At 39.1% G+C, this 12,445-nt stretch carries 12 protein-coding genes; 5 read left to right on the top strand and 7 right to left on the bottom strand.

Annotation, left to right across the window (positions count from 1 at the left end; translation table 11 throughout):
- Positions 1–65: 65 nt before the first annotated feature.
- The 3 genes from QXS89_04800 to QXS89_04790 are packed head-to-tail and all read left to right on the top strand — an operon-like array spanning position 66 to position 1,855.
- Positions 66–338, top strand: coding sequence for a hypothetical protein (locus QXS89_04800; GenBank protein ID MEM3831495.1), 273 nt, complete (start codon positions 66–68; stop codon positions 336–338).
- Between the two features lie 60 nt (positions 339–398).
- Positions 399–1,418 (top strand): zinc-binding dehydrogenase, encoded by a 1,020-nt coding sequence (locus QXS89_04795; GenBank protein MEM3831494.1) that lies wholly within the window; start codon positions 399–401, stop codon positions 1,416–1,418.
- Between the two features lie 23 nt (positions 1,419–1,441).
- Positions 1,442–1,855, top strand: a complete 414-nt coding sequence (locus QXS89_04790; GenBank protein MEM3831493.1) for a thioesterase family protein — start codon at positions 1,442–1,444, stop codon at positions 1,853–1,855.
- A 29-nt stretch (positions 1,856–1,884) separates the two neighbouring features.
- Here QXS89_04790 and QXS89_04785 read toward each other — a convergent pair whose 3' ends face one another.
- The 6 genes from QXS89_04785 to QXS89_04760 all read right to left on the bottom strand — a co-directional run bounded on the left by QXS89_04785 (position 1,885) and on the right by QXS89_04760 (position 9,076).
- Positions 1,885–2,982, bottom strand: a complete 1,098-nt coding sequence (locus QXS89_04785) for a zinc metalloprotease HtpX (protein MEM3831492.1) — start codon at positions 2,980–2,982, stop codon at positions 1,885–1,887.
- Positions 2,983–3,058: 76 nt separating this feature from the next.
- The gene (locus QXS89_04780; GenBank protein MEM3831491.1) at positions 3,059–4,900 is read right to left on the bottom strand and encodes an ATP-dependent DNA helicase; all 1,842 of its coding nucleotides are present in this window, start codon (positions 4,898–4,900) and stop codon (positions 3,059–3,061) included.
- Positions 4,901–4,911: 11 nt separating this feature from the next.
- Complete coding sequence (locus tag QXS89_04775) at positions 4,912–5,667, bottom strand: hypothetical protein (protein ID MEM3831490.1); 756 nt, start codon at positions 5,665–5,667, stop codon at positions 4,912–4,914.
- On the bottom strand, positions 5,645–6,913 hold the full coding sequence (locus tag QXS89_04770; protein MEM3831489.1) for an ATP-binding cassette domain-containing protein: 1,269 nt from the start codon (positions 6,911–6,913) through the stop codon (positions 5,645–5,647). Before QXS89_04770 ends, QXS89_04775 begins: the two co-directional genes overlap by 23 nt.
- Positions 6,910–7,638 (bottom strand): ECF transporter S component, encoded by a 729-nt coding sequence (locus QXS89_04765; protein MEM3831488.1) that lies wholly within the window; start codon positions 7,636–7,638, stop codon positions 6,910–6,912. The genes QXS89_04770 and QXS89_04765 overlap by 4 nt, the downstream gene beginning before the upstream one ends.
- Positions 7,639–7,711: 73 nt before the next feature.
- The gene (locus QXS89_04760; protein ID MEM3831487.1) at positions 7,712–9,076 is read right to left on the bottom strand and encodes a pyridoxal-phosphate dependent enzyme; all 1,365 of its coding nucleotides are present in this window, start codon (positions 9,074–9,076) and stop codon (positions 7,712–7,714) included.
- 97 nt (positions 9,077–9,173) lie between these two features.
- Here QXS89_04760 and QXS89_04755 point away from each other — a divergent pair, with 97 nt between their 5' ends.
- Positions 9,174–9,659 carry a hypothetical protein gene (locus QXS89_04755; protein MEM3831486.1) on the top strand — a complete coding sequence of 162 codons (486 nt, stop codon included), beginning with the start codon at positions 9,174–9,176 and terminating at the stop codon, positions 9,657–9,659.
- Between the two features lie 15 nt (positions 9,660–9,674).
- The gene (locus QXS89_04750) at positions 9,675–10,646 is read left to right on the top strand and encodes a polyprenyl synthetase family protein (GenBank protein MEM3831485.1); all 972 of its coding nucleotides are present in this window, start codon (positions 9,675–9,677) and stop codon (positions 10,644–10,646) included.
- 14 nt (positions 10,647–10,660) lie between these two features.
- On the opposite strand, the gene QXS89_04745 is transcribed toward QXS89_04750, so the two are convergent.
- The gene (locus tag QXS89_04745) at positions 10,661–12,169 is read right to left on the bottom strand and encodes a carboxypeptidase M32 (GenBank protein ID MEM3831484.1); all 1,509 of its coding nucleotides are present in this window, start codon (positions 12,167–12,169) and stop codon (positions 10,661–10,663) included.
- Positions 12,170–12,445 lie beyond the last annotated feature (276 nt).

Raw genomic sequence — 12,445 nt, 5'->3', positions numbered from 1 at the left:
TCATTCTCGAGATTAGAGTTATAGAATATATGCTTTAGAACGCATTATTATACGGCGTTCTCAATATGAGCTCTGATATTGTTAACAATATTGTAAACGGTCTTCTGATCTTGTATAACTGGCTTGTTGAGTTTATAAAACAGATGCTGGCTAATACAGTGTTTAAAGAGAGACCTGATCTGGCTGATAGATTTTCTACCGCTATAACTCTTCTGGTGAGTTTAACAGCTTTATACATACTACTTGTATTCGTGACGGCTATCAGAAAAATTATAGGTATTCTAATTCTAATAGGCTGGGTTCTTCTCATAGCTGCACTAGCCTTATCTATGATATGACATGATTTTTATTTTTTATAATGTTTTAGAAGTATTTAGATGGTGTTATCTTTGAGAGCTGTGGTTATGACAGGGGTTGGAGGTGTTGATGTTCTTGTTGAAAGAGATGTTGAGATCCCTAGAATATCTGATGATGATGTCTTGATCAGGGTGAGAGGATGTGGGGTGTGTTATAGAGATACTCTGGCTAGGAGAGGTTTTATGAGGGTGAGACCTCCTGTAATACCTGGTCACGAGATCTCTGGAGAGGTAGTTGAGATCGGCGGGAATGTATCTGGATTTAAGAAGGGTGATCTTGTTTCATCTCTCATCTACATATATGATCATAGGGATCCTAAGTGTGGAGAAGGTAGAGAGAATCTTTGCAGAAGCAAGATATCAATAGGTGAGGAGAGAGATGGATGCTATGCAGAATATATATCTCTACCATACTGGGTTTTAGAGAAGATAGGAGATCCTGGCGAGAATCCTCCGGAAGCCTATAGTTTTTCAGCATGTGTGATCGGTACTATTGTGAGAGCTTTTAAAACTCTTGCAGGTGCTTCAGCTGGGGAGAGTGTTCTCGTGACCGGAGCTAGCGGAGGTATCGGTATCCATGCTGTTCAGGTTGCTAAAGCTTACGGGCTTAGAGTTATAGCTGTGACTAGAAGTAGTGAGAAAGCTGATATTATAAGAAGATATGGAGCTGATCATGTTATAGTCTATGAGAAGCAGTTCTCGGATGAGGTTAGAAAGCTTACAGATGGTGAGGGTGTTGATCATGTTATAGAGAGTGTGGGAGGTCCTACACTTAGAGAATCTATAAGATCTCTTAGATGGGGTGGGAAATTACTTCTCATTGGAAATGTAGATCCGAATCCTCAGCAGATTACTCTGGGACATCTTATTCTGAGAGAGAACTCTATACTAGGAGTTCTAAACTCTTGTAAGAGAGAGCTGAGAGAAGCAATAGAACTTCTGAGAAAAGGCTTGGTCAAGCCAGTCTATAGAACCATACCTCTGACAGCTGAGGATATTAGAAAAGCTCATGAGATTCTTGAGAGAGGAGGTTCTATAGGAAGAATCGTTATAAAACCCTAGTCTTTCCCCAGGAGGCTGGTTCTATGAGTGGGAAGTTTATATATAGAATGTATGTTCCATTCGTAGACACAGACGCAGCAGGAGTTGTTCACTTTACAAACTTCCTCAGATATGTTGAGAGAGCTGAAGAGGAGATGCTGAGGAGTGAGGGTTTGAGTTATAAGGATCTTAATGGTAGGAATATTTGGATCCCTAGAGTAGAGAGCTTCATAAAATATCTGAGCCCTCTGAGAAACGGAGATCTCGTTGAGATACATCTCTGGGTCTCAGAGATCCGTGAGAAATCTATTAAATACAGCTTCGAGATATATAATGGAGCATCAAACACTCTATCAGCACTAGGATATATAATAGTGGTATGTGCAGAGATCAATGGAAGATCCGTTAGATGTCCAAGCGAGCTAGTAAAAGCAATAGAAAAATACTATATAAAATGAGTTAACGAAAGTCTCTTTCTAAGAAAATTTCAGAGATTCATAGATGTGTAGCGAAGATTCTCAAGAAATCTAAGCCTCTTAGGAATAGGCGGATGTGTTGCGAATACCTCCTCCAATACAGAGTATCTTGAGTTCATTATCCTTATAATATCATCTCTAGAGACTCTGTAGAAAGGCTCTGCTATAGAGTCTACAAGAGCGTATATGAAGAGTGTCTTGAGATTACTATTCGATATAGCTTCTCTAGCTCCTGGAATCCTGCTATAGAACAAATGAATCTTAGCTAATGCTGCTTGCATACTTTCTCTGCCAGCAGCTTTCGCTCCTTCAAAATCTGCATAATACTCTCTGAGTCTGCTGAATGCTAGAACTAGTATCTGTAATAGGAATGAGATCATTATAGCTAGAATGCCTGCTGCTGCTAGTATAAGTGTTGAAGAACCATTCCTCCTATTCCCATAGCCTCCTATCATAGCTATGTTAAGAACGTTAATTCCTAGGAAGTATATTACCGAGGGTAGTATACCTAGGAACAGCATGATCATATTATCCTTATGTATGTGATGTCCTATCTCATGTCCTATGACGGCTTCAAGCTCATTCTCATTCATTATATCAAGCATCTTATCAGTCACAGCAACATATCTTCCAGATAGAATATTTCCATAGGCGAAAGCATTAGGAGGACCACTTACCACAACAGCTTTCGGAGGCTTTGAAAGTCCGAGTCTCATAGCAACTCTGTTAACTATCTCTTGAAGCTTCTCATCTCTTCTAGCTCTATACATCAGATTTATCATGTAGGGAGATATGAGATATGTTATCAGATTTACTATGACTACGAATATCATTAGAGGTAGTGCTAGTGATGCTAGAACGCTTATTATACCTTCAGAAGTATTTGATATGCCTATAGCAGATGCTATGATGTATGATATGCCTAGGAGAGTTAGTGTGAATATGGTTATAGCTAGTACTAGGACTAGAGCCATTGAAGTATATAATGAGAATCTACCAGAGAGTTTCCCAGCAACTTTCGGAGCTATTAGTGAGGCTAGCATGAACATTACTATATATCCTAGGATTACTCCTAGGAGAACTAGAGGGTTCCACAGGAATAGTATCATGCCACGTCCCCACCTAGAATTAATACTCTGATGAAGATTAATAAGTTTTAGAGTGAGGTTAGATCGGATCTGAGATCTAGAGAAATTCTTTAGACACTAGATCCACTGCATCTCTGAATTCATTCAGGTTCTTCACAATTCTAAATCTTCTTAAACCCAGTAAGCTTCTCAATCTCGCTGATAAAAATCTTCTATCGCCTAGAACAGCTAGAGCTCTATCTCTAGGACTTCTAACAGCTCTGCCCAGAGCTTGAGCTGTTCTTATGTAAGCCTCATTGTTAAGAACATACTCTCTAAATTCTCTTGCTTCAAGTCTTTTAGAGCCTCTCCTGATAAGCTCTTCAATATAGTCATCAGGCTGGGGGTATGGAACTCCGGCTATGAATACAGCCTTGATCAAAGAGCTTGAATTCTCTATAAATTCTACTCCTTCAGCGATCTTCCCTCCAGCAACAACATGCATTATAATATCCTTCTCCTTTGATATTCTTTCTAGAAATTCTCCTAAAGTGATCTCCTGGGTTTCAACTAGATCTTTCTCAGAATCAGATCTTATATGTTTCAGAATATTTCTCATGAAATCATAGCTTGGGTAGACTATCATCTTGATATCTGGTATGAGTCTTCTGACAACCTCAATATACTCAGCATAAGCTCTGTAGATCACATCGCCTCTAAGTTCGTATTTCGATGAGAGTTCAGAGGTCACTAGAACAGCCATAGAATCTTGAGGATTCCAGCTTGAGAAATCCAGTGCATTGACCTCGGAAACACTGTTCAAGCCTATTAGCTTGATCAAGAACTCTACCGATGGAGGCGTGCCTGACATCGCTAGTGTTCTCTTATACCTACCGAGAACATCTGCGATCACACTATACTCTACTGCGGATACTCTTATAACATGATCTCCTGAGCGATCGTATTCTACAAACATCTCATACCTGGAGTCTCTAAGCATTGATAGTACAGAGGCTACCCTAGATATGTGAACTCTTCTAGAGATAGCCTCGCCAGCACCTCTGCTCTCGAGAAGTTCTGTAAAGATCCTCTTCTTAATATCTAGAGCTACATCTTCTAAAGCTTCTATCAAGCTTTCATCAAATCCTATCTCATCTCTTCTTATGATCCTGACCCTGTTAGCCTCACTTCTCTTGCTAGCGATCTCTATAAGTTTTCTGAGGAATCCCTCCAAATACTCTAAACCTCCATAGAATCTTCTTATCTCATCTAGAGATCTCTTTAGATCTCTGATCCTGAAATCATCTGAATAAACTCTAGAAGGGATTGTAAGAATATGAGCCTCGTCTAAGACCAGAGAATAATCAGATAGATCTCTATCTTCGAATACTAGTGAAAAAAGCTCTGGATCTAATGCATAGGGGTATGTCACAACAACATAGCTTGATTCTCTGGCAAGCTTTGAAAGAGCGAAGAAAGGACATGTCTCAAGCTCTCTAGAGATTCTCTGAACAACAACCTCAGGTATCACATCTTCAGAGATCTTCATGAGAACTTCATCTTCAGAGATCTTCTTAAGATTATTATAATACTCACATCTCCCTAAAGCTCTCAGGATCTGACATCCAATCCAGAAATCCTCAGGATCTGTATTCTCTCTCCTGAGAAGAGGACACATTTTATGCGCTGAGAATATGAAAGAATATGAGAAGCTTCTCCTCTTCCTCTCATAGAGAATCTTGAGATCTCTGAGAACAGGCTGGATCTCGTTTCTAGTTCTCACACTATGAATAACAGGAGGATCTGTCATCATAGATGCTATAGCTACACTAGTCTTCCCAAAACCTGTGGGAGCTCTGAAGAGCACATGCTTCACACCTTCTCTATATTTCTTTAGAATGCTTTCAATAGATTCTTTCTGACCTTCTCTAAATCTCTCGTATGGAAATAACTCACTCATACCTAGCTACACTATAGAATTCCTAGATATAAAAGAAAAGAATAGCTATACATGCATTGTAACATGTACATTATAAGAGGTGTGATCAGAAGTATCATACTTTTAATACTCTCACGAGGATCATACCAGTAGGATATAGATATCTTCTCTCTAGAGAGAAGACCTTCTTCATAGAGATCTGCATACTCATCAAATACTATAATACTTACAGCAATACTTTTCCACAGATCAGATTCCTTAAGCCTGTTAACAAGCAGAGCTAGTCTCATGTCCTTGAGAAGATGTGGTGAGACTCTCCATACTAGAGAAGGATATAGAACTGATCTAGAGTTCACACCTAATCTCGATAGAAGCCATGAAATCTCTACCGGATTAATCTGTTGCAGAACTAGAAGTGTTGATAATGATATTGTGAAAACCCTTGCCACAGCTTCTAAAGCGAGAATAATATCAGGTCTTAAAATAATTGATATCACTCCATAGAATGCTGATGGTATTAGAGAGAGTATTATAACTGGTCTTAGAACAATGCATTTTCTTTTTAAGACGATCTGGAGTGCTACTGCTGAAACACCTGTGATTATGTTGAGAAAACCTCCTCTAGAGATGATGAATATCACAACAACTATGAATCCTATGTTAAGTACTAGAGGTGAGTGTCTGCATTTATTATCATCTCCGACAAACACTGAGTAGAAGAGGTATTCTAATATGAATTCTAGGAATCCTGCTAATCTTCTAAAGCTAATTGATTCTGATGATTTCATCTGCAATCACCTCCATATGAGGGTCGTGAGATGATATCAGAAAACCATAGCCTTTTAATGTGAGATCACGTATCAGTTTTAGTAGAAGATATTTAGAACCCGGATCAAGACCTACCGTAGGTTCGTCCACGAGTATAATCTTCTTCCTTCTTGCAAGAGCTGAGAGAAATGCGATCCTTCTTCTCTCACCACTGCTTAATCTCTTAATTCCAAGCCCAGATCTTTCTCTAGAGATCTCTAGCAGATCTAGTAATTCAACTTCTCCTCCTAGCTCTTCAAATACTCTAGCTTCTGTGTAGAATAGTAGCGGATTATCAGGTATTAGAAGAATATCTTTCTTAATACTCTCTTGAGATATTCTCTCGAGGTGTATTCTCACATATTTTTCAAATCTCTGATCTACAATTCTCTCAGTTAGTAATCTTAGTAATGTAGACTTGCCAGATCCTGATGCTCCTCTGATCAGCGTAACTCTCCCATAGCATACCTCACCTTCTACACCTTCTAATAATCTTCTCCTAGATCCTGGGTATGTGAATTCTCGTATTTCAAAACCTATGCAGTTTCTAATCTCATTAACCTCTCTCTCTTTACGTAGATCTTCTATGAGTCTTATATTTCTCTCATAATACTCCTTATAGCTACTCTCTTTAAAATCCTCTAGCCTTCTATTATTAAGAGCGTAGATCTTCTCAGCATATTTAGACCAAAGATCTATCCTATGATCTGATACCAGAACTATGGAATCATTCTCATCAGAGAATTTATAGACAAGCTCAGCAAATCTCCTAGCATTATCACTATCAAGATACGAAGTAGGTTCATCGAGAAGTAGTAGTTTCTTCCCAGATCTCAGAGCTACTAGCAGAAGTATTCTCTGAGTCTCACCAGCACTAAGAGTATAAGTAGACCTGTTTCTAAGACTCTTCATATCAATACTCTCTAGAAGTTCTTCAAAGCCTTCTAGTTCAGACCAGACATATGGAGTTGCGATCCCGAACCAAGGTTCTTGAGGCATGTAGAATGAGATTCTATTGATAGTTCTTATATCGGGTTTGAAAAAACCTGTGAAAGAACCTTTGAAAATAAAAGGTATAGATCCTGAGAGTACTCTTAGTAAAGATGTTTTTCCAGATCCTGATACTCCTGTTAGAAGGGTTAACCCTTTGTCTAGATTAAGATCTGAGTTTTCTAAGATTCTCAGATTATTTAATCTTATGCTGAATCCTTTAGCTGAGATATTCATTCTACTGCTTTCCTCATAAAGCTAGAAATAGGAAGAGCTAGAGAGATTCCGAAGAGAACCTGACCTAGATTTATAGGGATTTCTACGAATGCTGCTTCAGAAGGGATTCCTTGTAGAGGATTTGAGATGAAGTATTCGTAGAGGAAGTACCCCATGACCATTATAAATCCTCCTATACTCATTGAAAGTGCTGTAGATATATTCTCAGATCCTCTAGACCATATCATGTATATCATTAGTAGAGCTACGACGCCTCCTAAGAGAGCCCATATAAAAGCGCTTATATCCATTGTGAGTGTGAGTAGCGTGGCTTGGAACCCTAGTATGTTGACGGGGATGGATGTAAGCTCTACATATCCTGTCCAGAGTTTAACTCCTGCTATGAATATGAGAACTCCTACTCCTGCAGATATTATTATTGATAGGATTCTAGCTTTGCGAATCTTCATTTTGCTAAGAGATCTTATTAGAACACTTACAATAAAGCCTTCAGAAGCTTTTATAATAAGTGTTCCTGGAGCGAATATCCCATATCCTGTGAGAAGATCTGCTAGTGCAGATCCTATTCCAGCTGCTATAGCTGTTGTGACAGGACTTGCTATAGATGCTATCGAGTATATAGCTACTTCTCCTAGGTTGAAGTATCCTCTTGTAGCTGGTGTGTATATCTGAAGCACTATTGTTGCTATGAATACTAGCGATGTATATATTGAGAGTCTTACCACAGATATCTTAGACACCCGAGTTTTTGGAAGCTTTTAACACTGTATAAATCTCACCTTCAATAGATCTTTCAAGTTATCTAAGAATACGCATGTAAGCATCATCACTAGCTACGTAAAATCTTCTCATCCTATCCTCATCAGGATCATAATCACTCTTCCTTGTCACAAGACCCATTTTCTCAAGTTCTCTAAGATGATTATATATAGTTCTCAGGCTAAGTCTCACATCATACTTATCCTTAAGATACTTCCATAGTCTGTAAGCTGGCATCCCACCTTCTTCAATTAATATCTCGAGTATCTTCTCTTTGACAAATCCTAGGCTTATCTCATCTGTTTTAATACTTCCTATGATACTCTTCATGATAACAGGATCGTTAAGCATGCCACCAGCAGTAGCTATTATAACAGCGGTATCATATCCTGCTATATGCGGGTAGTAGCTTTCAAGACCTGCAAGTCCTGTAGCTGCTATAGGATCTATTGGAAACCCCTCCTCTCTACTAGCTCGGATCAATGCTTCTCTTATTAACTTATCTGATACCTCTATAATCTCATGTCTGGTATCCTTGATCATTGTTTCAAGCTGTTCTCTTAGAAGAGGTTTCTCAACTCTGATCTCGCTGAAAACAGGAGATGTGACGCTAGCTCTCACACCTAAGATCTTGATCCTGAGATTCATTCTCTCAACAACTGAAACTAGCGAGGTCATAAGAGCACCGTCGCCGAATGGAATTACTATTAGATTAGGCGGGGAACCTAGCTCGTTTATTATCTCAAATAGTATGGTCTGATACCCATTCATAAGATATGGATTTGAGTGGAGTATGAAATACCTCTTCCTATACCTAGTATAGTATCTGTCATAGAGATCAGATATTCTGAGAGCGCTTTCATAGCTGTCATATATTGTAACTCTAGAATTCACAATTCTCGCTCTAAGAATCTTCGAAGGTAGAGTATTTGATGGAAGTACTACGAATGTTCTCATCTTAGCTCTTCTAGCGTAAACCCCCATCGAGAAAGCTAGATCTCCTGTTGAGATTATCGTGATATTCTTAACACCCATACTCGATAGAACTGATGTAGCTACAGCTGATCCTCTGTCCATGAAAAGTCCGGTGGGATTTCTAGCCTCATCTTTGATAAGAAGATTCTTAATCTTATATCTTCTACCTAGAGTATCAAATCTTATTAGAGGAGTGTTAGCTTCGAAAAGAGTTATCTTGCTCTTGATCTCAGGAGTTAGAAGTCCTTCACTCCACCTCCACACACCAGGTTGATCCACGGGTTTGGGTATTTCATTAACCACGGGAATCATGAAGCCTCCACACACAGGACATCTATCTACGTACCTGTTCCAGAACCTCTTCTCAAAATATCCGCAAGATATACATAGAAATCCTCTATCTATCTTCTCCAGGATGCTTTTGATCATCAGGATATTATTCTTAGAAGCCGATTAATAAAGATGTGAGTTTCAACTATGAGGATATATGATCACTTCTTATAGCACATGAGATATAGCGCGACCGGTGCTCAAGATTATATTCTTTCTAATCCTAGATAATCTATATGGAGAATATTCAAAACTGAGAGATGAGGAGAAGAATATGAGAGTCAGAGAAAATCCTCATGATCTCATAGACCTCTTACCTCCTATAGAGAGAAAAGCTTTTGATATAATAAGTAGCAGAAGTAGTTCTGGCGGTGTGACACAGACAGAGTTATGGAGTTTACTAGGTATAGATAGCAAAGAAGGTTCTCGAATTGTTCTAAGACTTCTCAGAAGAGGATTAATCATGAGGAAAGAAGCTGAGCTTAACGGGAGAAAGGCTTATATACTACTCCTGCCAGGGCATATTATTTTCAGAGAAGATCTTCCGGAGAAGGTGAATATGGATAGTATGAGAGAGATCCCTTGCTTCACATGCAACATAGTATTTCAGTGTATGAATTCAGCTGATGAGAATTGGAGTAGATGTGATAAGCTTAGCAGATATATCTCTAGGAAGAAGTAGTTAATGTGAGAAGTCTTGGGAGCAGAAGATCTCATACTAGGTAGCAAGGTCTTTAGAGAGCTTATGGAGTATATGGAGTCTAGAAGAGAGATCATAGAAGAGAAGATTCGCGAAGAGATAAAAAACTACGAGGAAGAGATAGCTGAGATAGCGAGATATATAGTGCATGGAGGTAAGAGACTTAGAGGAGTTCTAACCTTACTCATATCAGAGGCTCTCGGAGGTTCTATAGATAGAGCTTTAGATGCTTCAATAGCTATTGAGATGGTTCACTCAGCATCTCTAGCTCTAGATGATATAGTTGACGGGGATCTCTTTAGAAGAGGTAGACCAGCTTCATGGGTTAGATTCGGTCTAGCAAATACTGTTCTAGTCTCGAACTTCCTCATACCCAAAGCTCAGCTCATGATCAGGATCTATGGTTTCGATGCTCTTATAAACGTGATCCAATCATGGTTCCAAGCCACATTAGGAGAGATACTTGACGTATTCGGAAGAATCGATGTACCAGCCAGTGAGTATGAGAGAATAGTAGATCTCAAAACAGGTTCTGTGTTTAGAATGGCTGCGTATCTGGGTGCTAAAGCTACGCAGTGTAGTGATAGTGTTATCAGAGTAGTATCGGAATATGGAAGCATTCTAGGAGTTCTCTATCAGATAGCTGATGATACAACAGATCTTCTGAGCAGAGATCCTAGTATTAATAAGAGGAAGAATATCAGGTTATTCTTGAAATGGCTTGGATGTAGTGATTGTGAGATAGATTCTGCTCTCGAGAGAGCTTCTGATAGAATCTCAATATATATGAATAAAGCTATGAGAAAAGCTCTTGAAATCCCTGCTAAGATGCATTTAGATAAGATCATAGCATTTCCTGCTGTAATGGTTTACGCTCTCTTCAGAGAATCAGGGGATGAAGGTGTGAAATTCTACTATGATAAGATCTTTCCAAGAGTTGATAAGGATCTGAGGGATCTGATAGTATAGGTCTGCTTCTCATCTCAGCCTAAATACTTTCTCTCTAGATATTCTATGAACACGCTGGGATTCAGATCTTCTCCAAGAGATCTTCTTATAAGTTCTTTCGGCGGATACATAGCTCCATACACATGTATGCGATCTCTAAGCCATCTTCTCACAGGATCTAGATTCCTACTTCTGATAATCTCTTCGAGATTCAAGTCTTTCTCCATAACCTTTCTAATCTGTGCTGCTAGGATTGTTCCAATACTATATGTTGGGAAGTATCCTATAGAGCCCATGCTCCAGTGAATATCTTGGAGAACACCCTCGCTATCATTCTTAGGTTTTATACCGAGATACCTCTCCATATAATCATTCCAGATCTCAGGTAGATCTCCTATTTTAATTTCTCTAGAGATCATCATTCTCTCAAGCTCGAATCTTAATGCGATATGAAAGTTATAGGTGACCTCATCAGCATCAACTCTTATGAGGCTAGGTCTGACTATATTGAAGTATCTGTAGAGATCCTCGGGATCGTATCTTCCTCCGAGTTTTAGTTCTTCAGCTAGTATATCATATACAGCTTCTACAAAGCCTCTGCTCCTCCCTATAATATTCTCCCAGAATCTAGACTGACTTTCATGAACACCTAGTGAAGCACCTCCAGCTAGAGGGGTCATAGCATATCTTTCATCGATCTGAAGATCGTATAATGCGTGTCCGAATTCGTGAATTAGAGAGTATAATGCTCTCTTGAAATCATAGCCTTCATATCTCACAGTTATTCTCACATCTCTCAAGCTAATCCCTGAGGTGAAGGGGTGTGCGGATACGTCTAGTCTCATTCTCTTAGGATTGAACCCTAGTATCTCTAGAATTCTCTGATTAACTCTTCTCATAGCATCTGTATCATATCTCTCCGTCTCGAGAGGATGAGGTTTGGTATAATATTCTTCTGAGATTATTTTTTCAAGGATCTTCTTAAGAGAAGGTATTAGAGATCCTATGATACTCTGAAATTCTCTTGTTCTCAAACCTTCTTCGTAGATGTCTAGGAGAGCGTCGTAGGGATGCTCATCATAGCCTAGAGAATCTGCGATTTTAATCTCTAGATCTACTATCTTCTCTAGGTAGGGTTTGAACTTGTCAAATCTACCCTCACTCTTAGCATTCCTCCAGATAACACTAGCCTCCGATGTGATTCTAGAGAGTTCTTTCACAATCTCAGGAGGTACTCTGGTGTAGTATCTGATCTCTCTCTTGAGAACTCTAATAACACCTCTCTCATAATCATTGAGATCTTCTATGGCTTCAGCTCTTTCAACAGCTTTTAGAAATCTCTCTTCTGTGACAAGCTTCTGCCTCAAAGCAGATATCTCAGATACTGCTACACCTCTCTCTAGAACCCCCTCTTCAGGCATGTTGGTCTCAAGATCCCAGCCCATAAGAGATGAGGCATGATCTAGAGCCCATATAGTTCTATATAGATCTAGTATCTCTCGAATTTCTCTATGAGGGAACAAGACTTCTCTCGAATACTCCAAAACAAACACCTATGTAACATAGATAGCAGGTATATATAGAAGTGTTGAGAAACTAATGATGACAGGGTTTTCGAGATCTAAAATCTTATGACTTTTAACTTTCCAGAGTATTTAGATATATGAAGTGCTCTGCATAGTGATGAAGCCTGTGCACCCTGAGAGGTGAGGAGATTTCTCTTCTCTGACCTTAGATCCTTCTGATGAAATAGTTGAGGGTTTCTACATAGTATTAGAAGACGGGAGTATATGGGCTGTTAAAGGTTGCTGTCATTCTAA

Source organism: Sulfolobales archaeon, assembly GCA_038881635.1.
Taxonomy (GTDB): Archaea; Thermoproteota; Thermoprotei_A; order Sulfolobales; family AG1; genus WYEN01.
Note: the sequence above shows the minus strand (reverse complement) of the source record. Positions and strands in the feature narration are given on the sequence as shown.